Here is a 15,991-nt window from a genome sequence, read left to right as displayed (position 1 = left end):
CGAACCGCGCCCGCCCCGGGAGAGAACCGCCGATGACCGCCCCACCCGCCCGACCGTCCGCCGCCACTGCCACCGCACTCACCCATCCGCTCGCCCGGCGCTGGCTGCTCGCGTCCTGTGTCCCCGTGCTGCTGGTGCTCGGCATGGCGCTGACCGTCCCGGCGGCCCCGTCCGCCACCGGCCGGGCCGCGACGGCGGGCGGGCCGGACGCGCCGGGGATGCCCTCCATGCCCGGCATGGACCACCCGACGGGCTCCCCGCAGGACCTCGCCGCGGCCGGCCTCGCCGCCGAGCGGAACGGCTACCGGCTGGACCTCACGGACCCCGCCCCGACGGCCGGGCGGGCGACGGACCTGCGCTTCACCGTCACCGGTCCGGACGGATCCCCCGTCACCGACTACGCGGTCCACCAGACCAAGAAACTGCACTTCTACGCCCTCCGCGACGACCTCACCGGCTTCCAGCACCTCCACCCGGACCTGGCCGGGGACGGCACCTGGACCGCGGCCCTGGCCGGCCTCGCCCCGGGTACCTGGCGGCTGTACGCCGACTTCGTCCCGAACACCGGCCCCCACGCCGCCGAGCTGGTCCTGAGCCGGACGGTGACGGTTCCGGGCGAGGCCGCCCCGGTACCGCTGCCCCCCGCGGGCACCACCGCCACCGGCGACGGCTACACCGTGACGCTGACCGCGCGGCCGATGGCCGGGGCGCACCGGCTGACCGCCGTCGTCACCCGGGACGGCCGCCCGGTCGGCGACCTCCAGCCCTACCTGGACGCCTACGCCCACCTCAGCGCCTTCCACGAGGGCGACCTGGCCTTGGCCCACCTGCACCCGGACGGCACGGTGGACGGCGACCGCGGCGGCCCCGAGCTCACCTTCCAGGCGCTGTTCCCCGAACCGGGCAACTGGCGGGTCTTCCTCCAGTTCCGGACGGCCGGGCAGCTGCACACGGTCGCGCTCACCCTGCGCGTCGACTGACGGCCGCCGCGGATCGGCCGTTCCGACGAATGCGGCCCCCGGAGCGGTGCCCGGCGCCCGCGCCCGGTGATCCGTCAACCGGTGGCACACCCCGTGCCCACCGAACGACGAGCACCAGGGAGTCCGGTATGACCGTCGACCGCAGGAACGCGCTCAGGCTCACCGCACTGGCGGCGGCCGGTGCGGGGATCACCACTGGGCCGACCGGGGCCGCGTGGGCGGCCGGCAGCCGGACAGCGGGCGGACGGCCGGCGGGCTCCCTGGCCGAGGACGGCCGGCCGGCGGCGCGGCAGCTCGTCCTGACCGGCAGGCGGACGGCCGCCGACATCCCGGACGTGCTCGTGCCCGGCACCCCGTACTTCGTCCACTACGAGCTGCGGGACGCGGACGGCAACCCCGTCGGCACCGAGAGCGCGCAGTGCACCCCGGTGACCGTGGGGCCGGACGGGGCGTTCGTCCTCGCGTCGCTGGTCCTGCTCCTCTCCGACGGCATGATCACCGCCTCGACCGCCTTCCGGCGGCCACTGCCCGCCCTGACCGAGGTCCTCGTCGCCCCCCAGCGCTGGTCCCACCTGTTCGCGGTCACCGGGGGCACCGCCGACCACGACGGCGCCACCGGGTCCGTCACGATCGAGCACCTCACCCGGGACGACGACGTCCTCACCATCGACCTCGACCGAGGTTCCGGCACCCCGGCCGCCCCCCGGTCGGCCCCCATCCGGTCCGTCGCCGCGCTCCGAACCGCCCATGACCACCGGACGGCACGGGAGGACCGACGATGACGCACGACGAGTACGCGCAGCGGGGACCGGCCGCACCCGCACCGCCGACGGAGGCCGAGGTGATCGTGGTCGGCGCGGGCCCGGCCGGCCTCGCCTGTGCGCTGGACCTGACCGGGGCGGGCCGCGAGGTGCTGGTCCTGGAGGCCGCCGACGAGGTGGGCGGGCGGATGCGCACCGACCTGGTGCGGGGCTTCCGCCTCGACCGGGGCTTCCAGGTGTTCAACACCGCGTACCCGCAGGTCCGGCGCCGCCTGGACCTCGCCGCGCTGCGGCTGCATCCGTTCACACCCGGTGTCCTGCTCGCCGACGGCGAGCGGTCACGACTGCTGCTGGACCCGACCCGCCGCCCCACCGGCCGACCCGCCCGGGCCCCCGGCCCGCCGAGCGGCGGGACACTGCCGCTGCCCGCACGCGACCTGGCGGCGCTCGGGCTGCTGGGACTGTGCGACGCGCTGCTGCCCGCCGCCCTGCTGAAGCGGCTCCCGGAGACGAGCACCGAGCGGGCGCTGCTCCGGGCGGGCGTCTCGCGGCGCACGATCGAGGGCGTGCTGCGGCCGTTCCTGGCCGGGGTGTTCCTGGAGGACCGGCTGGAGACCTCGAACCGGATGTTCCACCTGGTGTGGCGCAGCATGCTGCGCGGCAGCCTGTGCCTTCCGCAGCAGGGGATCGGGGCGGTGCCCCGGCAGTTGGCGGCCGGGCTGCCGCCGGGGCGGCTGGTGTGCGGCGCTCCGGTGGAGCGGCTGACGGCGGAGGGGGTGGTACTCGCCGACGGGGCCCGGGTGCGGGCGCGGACCGTGGTGGTGGCGACCGGGGCGGGCGCGGCGGCGCGGCTGCTGCCGGGTCTGGAGGTTCCGGCGGCGCGGGCGGTCACGACCTTCTACCACGCGGCACCGGCCAGCCCGCTGGACGGACCGACGCTGGTGGTGGACACGCACGGACCGGTGCTGAACACCGTGGTGCTGTCCGAGGTGGTGCCGGGCTGCTCCCCGGACGGGCGGGCGCTGGTGTCGACGTCCGTGCCGGGCGTGGCGGCGGACGAGCGTGACGTCCGGCGGCGGGCGGGCGAGCTCTACGGCGTGGACGTGGCCGACTGGGAGCCGCTCGCCGCCTACCGGATCCCCGAGGCGCTGCCGGCCGGTCCGGCGCCGCACCCGCTCAGCCGGACGACGCGCTTCGCGCCGGGCCGGTACGTGTGCGGGGACCACCGGGCGACGGCGTCGGTGCAGGGGGCGCTGGCCTCGGGGGCGCGGGCGGCGCGGGAGGTGGCGGCGGACCTGGCGGGCGCGCGGAGCTGACCGCGCGGGGCTCGTGCCGGAACGCTGCACAAACGATGCGACTGGGCCGATCGGGGGAGGTCGCAGGACGGTGGACGGGTGAGTCCGCGAACGCAGGAGTGCGAGGACGCCCCCGGCCCCGGGCCGGCCGGGGCGGCGACCGGCGAGCCGGTCGGAGAACCGGCCGGGGAGCTGGGCCGCCTGCTGGCGCTCTCGGCGCGGGGCGACGAAGCGGCCTTCGAGCTGCTCTTCCGCGCGGTGGCCGGTCCGGTGTACGGGACGGCGCTGCGTGTCCTGCGCAGTCCGGCCCACGCGGAGGAGGTCGCCCAGGAGGTGCTGTTGGAGGTGTGGCGGACCGCGGCAGCCTACCGGCCCGAGCGCGGCACCGTGCTGGCGTGGGTGCTGACCATCGCCCATCACCGCGCCGTGGACCGCGTCCGCTCGGCGCGCGCGGCGACCGACCGGGAGCTGAGGGTCGCCCTCCCGGAGCCGGCCGCGGGCTGCGAGCCGCCGGAGGAACAGGCGGTGCGCTCGCTGGACCTGCTGCGGGTGCGCGCCGCGCTGGCGGGGCTGAGCGCGGCGCAGCGCGAGGCCGTGGTCCTGGCGTACTACGGCGGGTACTCGCAGCGGGAGATCGCGCACCGGCTGGCGGTGCCGCTCGGCACGGTCAAGACCCGGGTCCGCGACGGTCTGCGGCACCTGCGGGACGCGTTCGGTCCGGGTGCCGACCCCGACCCCGGACTCGGGCCCGCCACCGAACTCGGTCCCGGACCCGGACCGGGTGCGCGCCCCGGCCCGGGCCGCATCCCCGGCCGCCGCCGCGTCGCCGACCCCGGCGCCACGAGCACGCCCACGACGGCGGCGGCACCGGGCCGGGCGGCCACGATCGTAGAATCGCCGACCGGCCGCAAGAACGGCGCCGGGTACCCCGGTGCCCGGACCGTCCGCTCCGCGGGAGGACACCATGGCTCTCCACCGACCGCTCGCCCCGGCCGACTCCCGACCGGGCGCGCCCGGGCCGTACCCCGCCCGCCCCGGGAGCGAACGCCCGCCGACCGCCGCCCCGGCGCGGTGCCGGGCGGTCCGCACCGGGCGGAGGTCCGGGCCGTGCTGACGCCGGGCGCCGCGCACGAGCGGGCCCGGGCCGACGAGGGGCCGGGCCTGCCCACCGGAGGGGTCGCCCGGCAGCTGGGAGTGTCGCCGACGACGATCCGCTCCTGGGAGCGCCGCTACGGCATCGGCCCGGCCGACCGCCGGAGCGGGCACCACCGCCGGTGGAGCCCGCAGGACATCGCCGTCCTGGAGGCCATGTGCCGACTGACGGCCAGGGGTGTGCCACCGGCCGAGGCCGCCCGCGCCGCGCTGGCCCGGCGCGGGGCCGACGACAGCGGGCCGCTCGGCGGCGCCGGACCGCTCGGGGACGACGGGCAGCTCGGGGACGACGGGGCGGGCGAGGAGGACGGCGCGCTCGGGGAGGACGGCGCGGGCGGTCGTGGCCCGGGCGGCAGCCGGACGCTGCGGGTCGGTGCGGTGAGCCCCGAGTGCCGCGGCCTGGCCCGGGCCGCGGTGCGGCTGGACGCGCCGGAGGTCGCCGGGATCCTGCGCGGGGCCGTCGAGCGGCACGGCGTGGTCGACGCCTGGAGCGAGGTGATGCTGCCCGCCCTGCGGGCCGTGGGACGGAAGTGGGCGGCCGACGGTGAGCAGTTCGTCGAGGTCGAGCACCTGTTGTCCTGGCACGTCTCCACCGTGCTGCGCGGCGCGGCGGTGGCGGCCGTCCCGGACCGGCCGGGCCGGCCGGTGCGACCCGTGCTGCTGGCGGCGGCTCCGGGCGAGCAGCACACCCTCCCGCTGGAGGCCACGGCGGCGGCGCTGACCGAACGCGGCCTCCCGTTCCGGATGCTGGGCGCGGCCGTGCCGCCGCGCGCGCTGCTCGACGCCGTCCACCGGCTCGGACCGGGCGCCGTGATGGTCTGGTCCCAGGACCGGCGGACGGCGGACCCCGGGCTGCTGCGCCGGATCGGCGCCGACGCGTGGGGGCCGCGCGGCTCCCGGGCCCGGGCGACGGTGGTCGCGGCCGGTCCGGGCTGGGACCGGGCCGGGGCCCCGGCCGAGGCCGCGACGCCCCGGAGCCTCGCGGGCGCCGTGGACCTCCTGGAGCGGGCGGTCACGGACTGATGCCCGCTCACCACGACCTCGCCGGGCCGTCACCGCGCGAACGGGGCCGATCCGTTCGCCCCGTCGCTCCCCGCACCTCTCCGCGCGCCGGCCCGCACACTGTCGCGCGCGCCGTCCCGAAGCCTCCGTGCATACCCGGGGCCCCCGGGCCGACCTCCGCCGCCCCACCCCCGTGACCCCCGACCGCGCCACCTGCGAGGCCCCACCCGTGACCGTATCGATCGCCCTGTTCACCCAGGACCTGCGCCTGCACGACAACCCCGTCCTGCACGCCGCGCGCACCTCGGCCGACCAGGTCGTGCCCCTGTTCGTCTCCGACCCCGCCGTCGAGGCCGCCGGCTTCGCCGCGCCCAACCGGCTGAGCTTCCTGGCCGACTGCCTCGCCGATCTGGACGCCTCGCTGCGCGGGATCGGGTCCCGGCTGACCGTGCGCCGGGGCGAGGCCGCCGAGCAGACGGCGCGGGTCGCCGCCGAGACCGGGGCCTCGACCGTGCACGTCGCCGCCGGGGTGACCGCCTTCGCCCACCGCCGCGAGGAGGACCTGCGCAAGCTCCTCGGCGACCGGCTGCACGTCCACGACGCGTCCGTGACCGTGCTCCCGCCGGGCCGGGTCACCCCGGCCGGTCGCGACCACTACGCGGTCTTCACCCCCTACCACCGCGCCTGGCAGGCGGCCCCCCGCCGCACCGTCCTCAACGCCCCCAGGGCGCTCGCCACCCCGGAGGGCATCCGCAGCGACACACTGCTCGTGGCCGGCCCGACCTCCCCGGGCCTGCCGCCCGGCGGCGAGAGCGCGGCCCGGACCCGCTGGCGCCGGTGGGACATCGACGCCTACGCCGACATCCACGACGACCTGGCGGCGGACGACACCTCCCGGCTCTCCCCCTACCTGCACTTCGGCTGCCTCTCCCCCACCGAGCTCGTCACCCGCGCCCTGCGGCACGACGGCCCCGGCGCGCAGGCGTTCGTCCGGCAGCTGGTCTGGCGGGACTTCCACCACCAGGTGCTCGCCGCCCGCCCCGACGCCGCGCACCACCCCTACCGCGACCGGGAGGACCACTGGCACCACAACGAGGCCGAGGCGGAGGCGTGGCGGCAGGGCCGCACCGGCTACCCGATCGTCGACGCCGGGATGCGCCAACTCGCCCACGAGGGCTGGATGCACAACCGCGCCCGGCTGCTGACCGCGAGCTTCCTGGCCAAGAACCTCTACCTGGACTGGCGCGTCGGCGCCGCCCATTTCCTGTCCCTGCTCGTCGACGGTGACGTGGCCAACAACCAGCTCAACTGGCAGTGGGTGGCCGGCACCGGCACCGACACCCGGCCCAACCGGGTCCTCAACCCGCTGCGCCAGGCCGACCGGTACGACCCCGACGGCGCCTATGTACGCCGCTGGGTCCCGGAACTCGCCCACCTGCCGGGCCCCTCCGTCCACCGGCCGTGGCTGTTCACCGCCGGCTACCCGGCGCCGATCATCGACCCCGAGGCCCTGACCGCCCGCTTCCAGCGCGGGCGCCCCTGACGCCGACGGGCCGACAGCGGGCCGGGAGTCCGACCGCGGGCCGCTTCAGCCGGCGAGCGCCGCCGCCAGCTGGTCCCGGGAGGCCACACCGAGCTTGGGGAAGGCCCGGTAGAGGTGGTGCCCCACCGTGCGCGGGCTGAGGAACAGCTGCGCGGCGATCTCGCGGTTGCTCCGGCCCGCCGCGGCCAGCCGCACCACCTCGCGCTCCTGCGGGGTGAGCCGCCCGAGCGGGACGCCGGTGGCGCTGGTGGCGTCGATCGCCTCACCGGTGCCGCGGAGTTCGGCCCGGGCGCGCTCCGCCCAGGGCCGGGCGCCGGCTCTCTCGAAAACCTCCAGTGCCTCCCGCAGGACCCTCCGCGCGTCGGAGCGGCGCCGCCGCCGGCGCAGCCACTCGCCGTGGAGCAGCTGGGTCCGGGCCAGCTCCAGCCCTCCTCCGGCGCGCTCGCCGTGGGCGGCCGCGGCCAGGAACGCCTCCTCGGCGGACTCGTCGCCGGCGGTGAGGGCCCGGCAGCGGGCGGCCACGGCGAGGGCTGCCGGGCTGCCGCACTGCTCGGCCCAGCGCCCGAGCCGCTCGGCGGCCCCGGGCCGGGCCGTGCCCGCACGGGCTGCGGCCTCGACCAGTTCGGGCAGCACGAGGGCGTGCAGCACCGGCGGCCCGTCCGGGTGCCGGTCGGCCGCGTCCAGGTGGGCGAGGGCCGCCGCCGCGTCCCCGGCGCCGAGGTCGGCGAGGGCGAGGGCACGCCGGGCCTGTGCGGCGGCGGTGCCGAGGTCGTGCTCGCGGGCGTGGCCGAGGGCGGCCCCCGCCAGCTCCCGGCAGCGCGCTTCGTCGCCCTCGACGGCCGCGCAGGTGGCCAGCGTGGCCCGGAGGTAGCAGGCGCGGTGGTCCAGACCCGCGTACCCGGCGATGGTCAGGCCCTCCTCGGCGGCGCGGGCGGCGGGCCGCAGCTCGCCCCGGGCGAGGTGCGTCTCCGCGAGCAGGTGCAGACAGCTGGCCTGCCAGCCGAGCAGGCCGTGGGAGCGGCAGTGGGCGAGCAGCAGTTCGGCGAGTTCGAGGGCCACCCCGTACTCGGCCAGCGTGTGCACGGCGTGGGCGGCCAGGAAGCGTTCGCTGAAGAGGGTGCCGGGGTCGCGCGCCACCGCCCCGAACCGCTCCGCCGCCACCGGCTCGCCGCCGTACACGGCCGCCAGGGCGCCCAGGGTGGCGGGGTGGTCCCCGGGCGCGGCCGTCACCCGGGCCCGGACCCGCTCGACCAGGCCCGGATCGCCCGCCGACCGGGCGGCGTGGAACGCCTCGGTGAGGATCGTCGGTCCGGCGTCCGCGGTCGCGAGCAGGACCTCGACCGCCCGCGCGGCCGAACCCTCGTTGAGTTCCAGCGCGGCGCGCACCCGGGCCAGTTCGGCGTTCCGCGCCGCGTCGCCGTCGTCCTCCCCGCCGCGCCGCAGCAGCGCGGCGACGCGCTGGAACTGGCCGGCGTCCGCGGCGGCCTGGGCCGCGGCGACCAGCCGGCGGCGGCGGTCGGCCGGGTCGGGGCTGAGCTGGGCCGCCCGCTCGTGGGCGGCCGAGGCGCTGGCAGACCCCTGGCGGCCGCCGGCCCGCTCGGCGGCGGCGTCGAGCTCCCGGGCCACCGCCTCGTCCGGCCCGGTGCTGGCGGCGGCCCGGTGCCAGGCCCGGCGGTCGGCGTGTTCGGCGCCGGCCAGGGCCTCGGCCAGGGCGAGGTGGGCGCTGATCCGGCGGGCCAGGGTGGCCCCCCGGTAGGCGGCGGCCCGCACCAGCGGGTGGCGGAACGTCAGCGCGGTCCCGTCGAGGCGGATCAGTCCGGCCGTCTCGGCCGGTTCGAGCGCGGCCGCCGGGACCCCGGAGGCGGTCAGCACCACGCCCAGCTCGCCGATGTCGTCGGCGGCGGCGACGAGCAGCGCCGCCCTGGTGGGTTCCGGCAGCTGCCCGAGGCGGGCGCCGAACGCGGCCGTCACCCGGCTGGCCGGGGTCGCGTCCGCCGGGGCAGCGGGCAACGGGCCGAGCAGCCCGGCCCGCTGCTCCTCGCTGAGCGCCCGGGGCAGCTCGATCAGCGCCAGCGGGTTGCCGCGGGCCTCGGCCGCGACCCGTTCCCGTACGTGCGGGGGAAGGTCCGCGCCCGCGTGTTCGGCCAGCAGCGCGGCGACCGCCTCCCGGTCCAGGGCGTCGAGGCGCAGTTCCGGCAGGCCGAGCGGGACCGGCTCGCGCACCGCGAAGACCATCACCACCCCCTCGGAGTCCAGCCGCCGGGCGGCGAAGGCCAGGGCGTCCAGGGAGGCCCGGTCCACCCACTGGGCATCGTCGACGAGGCAGAGCAGCGGACTCTCGCCCGCGTACTCGGAGAGCAGCGTCAGCACGCCGAGGCCGGTCAGGAACCGGTCCTGGCCGGTGGGAGCGGCCAGCCCGAACGCCGCCCGCAACGCGTCGGCCTGGGGCGCCGGCAACAGACCGAGCCGGTCCAGGGCGGGGCGCAGCAGCTGGTGCAGGGCGGCGAAGGGGAGTTCGGTCTCGGCCTCGATGCCCGTCGTCCGCAGCACCCGGGCCGCTGCCCGGCCGACCGTGCCCGCCGCACCGGTCGCCCGGTCCGCGGCGCCGTCCGAGGACGTGTCCGCGGCCCCGGCCGCGAGGTGTTCCAGTAGCGCCGTCTTGCCGATACCGGCCTCGCCGTGGACGACCAGGGCTCCGCTGGCACCCTCCGCCGCCCGCCGGAGCAGACTTCTCAGCTGGCCTTCTTCCGCGGCCCGACCGTAGAGCATCCGGGGAGTCTAACCGGACGGGTGTACGACCTCGCACCTCGCATTGGGTCATGGTGACCGATTCACCGGTAGGGCGCTTCGCCTACCGTCGTACCTGTTCGACCGGGCCCCACCGGGACAATCACCGCAACACGGAGCAAAGATGACGTTCAGTATCGAGACAGCGCGGCTGCGGCTGCGCCCGTACACCACCGGGGAGGCCGAGCGGGTGGCGGCCGGCGACCGGCCGGGGAGCGGCTGGAGCCCCGGCTTCCCCCGGGAGGACGACCGGGCGGTGGCGCGGATGTTCCTGGCGGCACCGCGGACCGAGCCGCTGTTCGAGCCGCAGCTGATCGAGTTGCTGAGCAATGACCAGGTGATCGGCGGGATCGGCTTCTTCGGCCCGCCGGACGCGGACGGGGCGGTCGGGCTGGGCTACGGCGTCGCGCCCGAGGTCGAGGGCCGGGGCTACGCCACCGAGGCGCTGCTCGCCCTGCTGCGGCGGGGATTCGCCCAGGGCGGCGTCCGGCGGGCACTGGCCGACACCACCCACGACAACGCCGCCTCGCAGCGGGTGCTGGAGAAGGCCGGGCTGCGGAGGACCTCCTCCGACGGAAGCCTGCACTACTACGCTCTTGAAGGATGATCACTTTGCGCAAGCTGACCTATTTCGTGGCCACCACCCTGGACGGGTTCATCGCGGGCCCCGACGGCGGCGACCCGACCGGGCCCGAGGGGTTCTTCACCGTCACCCCCGACTATCTGGAGCACCTGGTCGCGCACTACCCGGAGACCCTGCCGGGCCCGGCCCGCGACGCCCTGGGCATCACGGCGGCGGGCACCCGCTTCGACACCGTGCTGGAGGGGCGCCGCTCCTACCAGGTGGGCCTGGACGCCGGCGTCGCCGACGCCTATCCGCACCTGCGGCACCTGGTCTTCTCCCGCACCCTCACCGAGGCGCCGGCGCCGGCCGTCGAGCTGGTGTCCACCGATCCGGTGGCCCGGGTCCGGGAGCTCAAGGCCGAGGCGGGCGGCGGGATCTGGCTGGTCGGCGGCGCGGAGCTGGCGGGCGCCCTCTACCAGGAGATCGACGAGCTGATCGTCAAGGTCAACCCGGTCACCGCCGGGGCGGGCATCCCGCTGTTCGCGGGCAAGAGCGGGGTGAGCCCGCGCGCCTTCACCCTCACCGACCACACGGTGCTGCCCGGCGGCACCGCCTTCCTGACCTACGCGAGGTCGGCGGCCTGACCGGCCGCTCCGCGGGGCGGTGGACTTCTCGGGGGGTCCACCGCCCCACGGAGCGGAGTTCGGTCCGCGGAGCCCAGCCGAATTCAGTCGGTGAAGCTCAGTTGGCGAGGCTGAAGTCGCCGCCGACGGGCGCGGCGATCTTGTCGACGCCGGTCAGCGCGGTGAGCGAGGTGACGGGGGTGCTGCTGTCACTGGTGGTGCCGTTGGCGAGCTGGCCGGAGCCGTTGGCGCCCCAGGAGCGGACGGTGTTGTCGCCGAGCAGGGCCACGGTGTGCTCCCGGCCGCCCGACACCAGCTGGACGCCCTTGAGGTCGGGGACGGGCACGGGGGTGATCCGGTAGTCCGTGGTGCCGTCGCCGACCTGGCCGGAGGTGTTCTGCCCCCACGCCTTCAGCTTGTTGTCGCTGTCCGTGACGGCGAGGCTGTGGTTGCAGCCGGCCGCGATCTGGGAGACCCCGCCGAGCCAGATGCCCTGGGTGTCGACCGGCGTGTATCGGCTGATGGTGCTGTTGTCCCCGAGCTGGCCGGTGGCGTTGTAGCCCCACGCCTTCAGGGAGTTGCCGCTGGTGGGCTTGCCCGGGCCGCTCGCCGGGCCGACCAGGGCCAGGTTGTGGTTGCAGCCGGCGGCGATCCGGGTCACACCGGTCAGGTTGCTCACCGGGGAGGGGACGTTGCGGCTCGCCGAAGTCCCGTCGCCCAGCTGCCCGTTGATGTTGTAGCCCCAGGCCCAGACGGTGCCGTCCTCGCGCAGGGCGAGGCTGTGGTTAAGGCCGCCCGCGATCGCGATCACCTTGTTCAGGCCCTCGACCCGGACCGGGACGCTGCTGTCCATGTTGGTGCCGTTGCCCAACTGGCCGTAGTTGTTGCGCCCCCAGGCCACCACGGTCTGGTCGGCGAGCAGGGCGAGGCTGTGGGCGCCGCCGGCGGCGATGTCGGTGGCGTTGGAGAGGTTGACCACCTGGCCCGGGGCGTTGTGGCTGAACACCGAACCGTCGCCCAGCTGGCCGGAGTTGTTGGAGCCCCAGGACTGCACCGTGCGGTCGGTGAGCAGGGCCAGGCCGTGGCCGCTGGTGGGACCGGACCCGCCGGCGGCGATCTTCACCACCTCGGCGCTGGTCAGCCCCAGCACGGTGGTGGCGGTGGTGCGGAAATCGGTCCAGGTGCCGTCGCCGAGCTGGCCGGACCGGTTGTTGCCCCAGGACTTGAGGCGCTTCTCCTGGGCGTGGGCGCTGCCCACGGGAACGGCGGCCAGTCCGAGCGCGGTCAGCGCGGCCACGGACGCGGCGACGGCCGGGCGCAGCCGGCCTCGCGGCGCGGTTCGGGAGTTCGTCATGTGCTGCCTTCCTGTTGACGGGACGGACGGGACAAGCGGGACGGACGGGTCAGCGCGCCAGGCTGAAGCTGCCGTTGGACGGCGCCGCGACCATGGAGACGCTGCCGGACTTGGCCAGCACCTGCACCGGGGTCGGGCGCTGGGTGGTGGTGCCGTCGCCGAGCTGGCCCTTGTCGTTGAGTCCCCATGCCTGGACGGTGCCGTCGGAGAGCACCGCGAGGTTGTGGGCGGCGCCGGCGGCGATGCCGACCACGCCGGTGACGCCGGGGATCGGCACGCTGGTGCTGCGCTGGGTGGTGGTGCCGTCGCCGACCTGGCCGTTGTCGTTCAGGCCCCAGCCGCGCAGGGTGCGGTCCTGGAGCAGGGCGAGGCTGTGCGAGGCGCCGCCGGCGAGCTCGGTGACGTTCCTGAGCTCCAGGACGGGGACCGGGTAGGGCTTGTCGACGATGGTGTCGTCCCCCAACTGCCCCTTGTCGTTCAGGCCCCAGGACATCACGGTGCCGTCCGCGAGCAGCGCGAGCGCGTGCGAGGCGCCGGCGGTGATGCCCTTGACCGTGGTCAGCTCGGGCACCGCGACGGCCGTGGTGCGAACCAGGGGCGCGGGCTTGGGCACCGGGTCGGTGGTCTTGGCCGCCTTCGCGGTGATGCCGAGCTGGCCCTTCTCGTTGTTGCCCCAGGTCTTGACGGTGCCGTCCTTCAGCAGGGCCATGCTGAAGGTGTCGCCGGCCGCGATCGCCTTGACGTCCTCCAGACCGGCCACCGTCACCGGGAGGTTGGCGTTGACCTTGGTTCCGTCACCCAGCTGGCTCTTGTCGTTGAGGCCCCAGGCTTTGACGGTGCCGTCCTTCAGCAGCGCCAGGGCGTGCGAGCCGCCCGCGGCGACCGCCTGCACCCCGCCCAGTCCGGCCACCAGGCTCGGCACCGCCCATTCGTCGGTCGTGCTGGTGGCGCCGTTGCCGAGCTGGCCCTTGTCGTTCTTGCCCCAGGACTCCACGGTGCCGTTGGCGAGCAGGGCCAGGCCGAAGCCGGAACCGGCGGAACCGCCGGTCCCGCCGGCGACCACGGAGGTCAGTTCGGCGCCGGACAGCCCGACCACGGAGGTCGGGGTGAGCCGCTGCGTCTTGGTGCCGTCACCCAGCTGGCCGCTGGTGTTCAGCCCCCAGGAGCGCAGCCGCAGGTCGTACGCGGAGGCGGCGGACGTGGGCAGGGCGACGGAGCCCAGCAGGGTCAGACTCGCGACCACCGCCGGCACGGCGGTCGCTGCGGTCATGGGCAGGCGGCGGAGCGTGCGGTGCAGCGGGTGCATCTCTTCCTCACGTTCGGGGGTCGGGGCGCGACGGGATCCAGAGGGACGGACAGCACGAGGCGGACCGTGCGGAACCAGGCCGCAGGGTCGAGGAACGATGATCGGATCAGCGGAATGACTGCCCCATGATCAGAACGGTCGTGCGGTTCCGAACCGCTTTCCACCTTGTTGGCCCAGCCCCATCGTTCGCCTTCGCCCTAACGGAGCGTCAGCGGTTGCGGTCCGTGATCGGGTGCCGAAGCATGGGCGGCCGGGGCTCGATGATCACCAGCCACCCCGGATCGCAACTTCCTGATGATTAAGCCGACTTCAGTGGGAGAGACCGTGCCGCGGAGACAACGAGCCAGACTCCTGGTAGTGACCCTCAGTGCCGCGCTGGCCCTGGCAGCCCCGGCACCGGCGGGCGCGGAGGACACCGAGCCGGCCGTGGTGCCGAACGGGACCTTCTCCTCCCGCCAGGTGCCCGACGGCCTCACCTGGGCCAGCGGGATCGAGGGCTGGACCGGCAACGGCGTGCTCGGCTCGGCCGCCCGGGCCGGCCACCCCCAGGGCTTCCAGGCCGCCACACTCAGTTACGCGGGCACGCAACGGTCGATGAGCACCCGGGTGCGCGGGGTGCGCGCCGGCGCCACGGTGACCCTCAGCTGGGACGACAACCCCGACATCTGCGCCCCGGCCGGTCCCTCCGGCCGCCCCTACACCGTCACCGTCGCGGGCGGGACCAACTCCCCCGGCACGTTCACCACCAATGTGCCCAACAAGAAGCCGAACTGGTTCATCGGCCGCACCTACTCCTTCTCCGCCGCCGAGGACGCCCCGGAGATCACCTTCGCCTCCACCGACACCACCAACACCCAGTGCCCCTTCTTCGTCACCAACATCCAGGCCAAGCAGACCGCCCCGCCGCTGACCCCGCCGAAGGGCGGCGCGTCGAGCGACCCGTGCTCGGGCGACGCCAAGGACGACGCCCAGTGCAAGGACCTCGCCGCCGACAAGGAGAAGATCGAGAAGTGCCCGCCCACCAGCAAGGAATGCCTGGCGGGCGTGGCCGGTGACGGCAAGGCGGAGAAGGACGGAATCGCCAAGGAGACCCAGGCCGTGGACGACTTCGGCAAGGTGCCGCGCGACCAGAACCCCAACGACGCCGCCTCCCAGCTCTGTGCTCTGCCCAACGCGCTGACCTCGGACGTCAAGCCCGGGGACGCGGTCGTCCCGCCGAGCGACTGGTGGTTCTGCTGATGGCGCGCCGGCCCCGGATCCTGGCCGCCGCGGCGGCGGGCCTGGCCCTCGTCGCCGCCCCGGCCGCCGCGCCCTCCGCCCGCGCCTCCGACACCGTGGACGTCCAGGTGCCCAACGGCACCTTCGCCCAGCCCGTCGCCCCCGACAACGGCACCGCCGCCGGGCACACGGATTGGTCCCCCGACACCACCGGCGTGGTGTTCGGAAAGACCCTCGCCCAGCACCCGCGCGGCTACCAGGCCGCCGCGCTGAACTGGAACGGCGCCGCGCTGACGATGCGGACCCGGCTGTGGGGGGTGAAGGCCGGATCGAGCGTCACCCTGAGCTGGGACGACAGTCCGGGCGTCGACCGCCGCTGCACGCCCGAACAGCTCAAGGACGGCCAGACCTACAACGTCTCCCTGATCACCACCGGGCCCGCCCCCGACCCCGTCGTCACCACCAAGGGCACCGACACCGTCGGCACCGCCAACTGGACCAGCGGCCGGGTCTTCGAGTTCACCGCCACCGAGGACAACCCGATGGTGTCCTTCGACTCCGCCGAACAGCGCGCCTCGCTCTCCTGCGGCCCGTTGATCACCAACGTCACCGCCAAGCAGACTCCCGCGCCGGTCGACCAGAAGGTCCGCAAGGAGCAGCTGCCCGGCCCCAAGGCGTACCGGGGCAACGACCCACTGGAGCCGGGCGTCGCCGTGGACGACTGCGAGGGGTCCGCCACCAACTGCGTGTTCACCGCGGACAGCCGGTATTCCTACCAGTACTACGGGCAGACCCGGATCGTGGGCGAGGTCTACATCAACTGCACCCGCAACGCCGTGGTGGACGACCGGCGGATGGAGAACACCGAGCCCTCGTACGACAACCTCACCCAGTACTACGCGCTCAAGGGAACCCCGCTCGTTCCCAGCCGCTCCGACATCTCGCAGAGCCGCCCCAACCTCGCCGCCCAGGCCGCCGCCGGGTTCAGCACGGCGGGCGGCAACTCCGCCGCCGTGAACACCAGCAATCCGCTCACCTGGTCGCGGACCACCACCAAGCAGCTCAACCCCACCATCCAGCCCGGCGAGATGAGCTGGATCGAGGTGCAGCCCGCCCGCGAACGGGTGGCGGGCAGCTTCACCAACGCCCGCAACAAGTACCGGCTGGACGCCGTGTTCGACGTCCCCTCGGCCTCTCTGCCCGACCGTTACTACCAGCGGTCCGGCCCGCTCACCGAGACCGAGCTGCAGCGCTGCGGCTCGCTCCGGCCTACCGCCGGCACCCCGGACAACGGGGCCGGGACGGACAAGCGGCTGCTCGTCCTGGACACCCCGCCCGCCGGGGTGCCCACCAGCTCGGTGCTGCTCGCTCCCTGACCTCGGCTCACCCTGCGGCCGCCCTCCCC

At 75.7% G+C, this 15,991-nt stretch carries 12 protein-coding genes; 9 read left to right on the top strand and 3 right to left on the bottom strand.

What is annotated here, in order from left to right:
• The first annotated feature begins 32 nt into the window (after positions 1-32).
• From ACIQ9P_RS36280 to ACIQ9P_RS36260, 5 genes are all read left to right on the top strand, one after another.
• Positions 33-980, top strand: coding sequence for a hypothetical protein (locus ACIQ9P_RS36280; RefSeq protein WP_402365923.1), 948 nt, complete (start codon positions 33-35; stop codon positions 978-980).
• Positions 981-1,108: 128 nt separating this feature from the next.
• On the top strand, positions 1,109-1,762 hold the full coding sequence (locus tag ACIQ9P_RS36275; RefSeq protein ID WP_402365921.1) for a hypothetical protein: 654 nt from the start codon (positions 1,109-1,111) through the stop codon (positions 1,760-1,762).
• Positions 1,759-3,057, top strand: a complete 1,299-nt coding sequence (locus ACIQ9P_RS36270) for an NAD(P)/FAD-dependent oxidoreductase (RefSeq protein WP_402365919.1) — start codon at positions 1,759-1,761, stop codon at positions 3,055-3,057. Before ACIQ9P_RS36275 ends, ACIQ9P_RS36270 begins: the two co-directional genes overlap by 4 nt.
• A gap of 78 nt (positions 3,058-3,135) precedes the next feature.
• Positions 3,136-5,211 carry a sigma-70 family RNA polymerase sigma factor gene (locus ACIQ9P_RS36265; protein ID WP_402365917.1) on the top strand — a complete coding sequence of 692 codons (2,076 nt, stop codon included), beginning with the start codon at positions 3,136-3,138 and terminating at the stop codon, positions 5,209-5,211.
• Positions 5,212-5,419: 208 nt separating this feature from the next.
• A complete protein-coding gene (locus ACIQ9P_RS36260; RefSeq protein ID WP_402365915.1) occupies positions 5,420-6,733 on the top strand; it encodes a cryptochrome/photolyase family protein in 1,314 nt (437 codons plus the stop codon).
• Between the two features lie 45 nt (positions 6,734-6,778).
• Here ACIQ9P_RS36260 and ACIQ9P_RS36255 read toward each other — a convergent pair whose 3' ends face one another.
• Positions 6,779-9,502 carry an AAA family ATPase gene (locus tag ACIQ9P_RS36255; RefSeq protein WP_402365913.1) on the bottom strand — a complete coding sequence of 908 codons (2,724 nt, stop codon included), beginning with the start codon at positions 9,500-9,502 and terminating at the stop codon, positions 6,779-6,781.
• 142 nt (positions 9,503-9,644) lie between these two features.
• Between ACIQ9P_RS36255 and ACIQ9P_RS36250 the strand changes: the two genes are divergently transcribed.
• Positions 9,645-10,127: a GNAT family N-acetyltransferase gene (locus ACIQ9P_RS36250; RefSeq protein ID WP_402365911.1), complete on the top strand. Its 483-nt coding sequence runs from the start codon at positions 9,645-9,647 to the stop codon at positions 10,125-10,127.
• Between the two features lie 5 nt (positions 10,128-10,132).
• Positions 10,133-10,729, top strand: a complete 597-nt coding sequence (locus ACIQ9P_RS36245) for a dihydrofolate reductase family protein (protein WP_402365988.1) — start codon at positions 10,133-10,135, stop codon at positions 10,727-10,729.
• Positions 10,730-10,826: 97 nt separating this feature from the next.
• Here ACIQ9P_RS36245 and ACIQ9P_RS36240 read toward each other — a convergent pair whose 3' ends face one another.
• On the bottom strand, positions 10,827-12,062 hold the full coding sequence (locus tag ACIQ9P_RS36240) for an RCC1 domain-containing protein (RefSeq protein ID WP_402365908.1): 1,236 nt from the start codon (positions 12,060-12,062) through the stop codon (positions 10,827-10,829).
• A gap of 49 nt (positions 12,063-12,111) precedes the next feature.
• Complete coding sequence (locus ACIQ9P_RS36235; protein ID WP_402365906.1) at positions 12,112-13,332, bottom strand: RCC1 domain-containing protein; 1,221 nt, start codon at positions 13,330-13,332, stop codon at positions 12,112-12,114.
• A gap of 393 nt (positions 13,333-13,725) precedes the next feature.
• Here ACIQ9P_RS36235 and ACIQ9P_RS36230 point away from each other — a divergent pair, with 393 nt between their 5' ends.
• Both ACIQ9P_RS36230 and ACIQ9P_RS36225 read left to right on the top strand, forming a co-directional pair.
• Positions 13,726-14,607 carry a hypothetical protein gene (locus ACIQ9P_RS36230; protein WP_402365904.1) on the top strand — a complete coding sequence of 294 codons (882 nt, stop codon included), beginning with the start codon at positions 13,726-13,728 and terminating at the stop codon, positions 14,605-14,607.
• Complete coding sequence (locus tag ACIQ9P_RS36225) at positions 14,607-15,962, top strand: hypothetical protein (RefSeq protein WP_402365902.1); 1,356 nt, start codon at positions 14,607-14,609, stop codon at positions 15,960-15,962. The genes ACIQ9P_RS36230 and ACIQ9P_RS36225 overlap by 1 nt, the downstream gene beginning before the upstream one ends.
• The last annotated feature ends 29 nt before the right edge of the window (positions 15,963-15,991 follow it).

It is taken from the genome of Kitasatospora sp. NPDC094019 (assembly GCF_044764505.1).
Lineage (GTDB): Bacteria > Actinomycetota > Actinomycetes > Streptomycetales > Streptomycetaceae > Kitasatospora.
The sequence above is the reverse complement of the archived record's forward strand: the minus strand, read 5'-3'. Positions and strand labels throughout refer to the sequence as shown.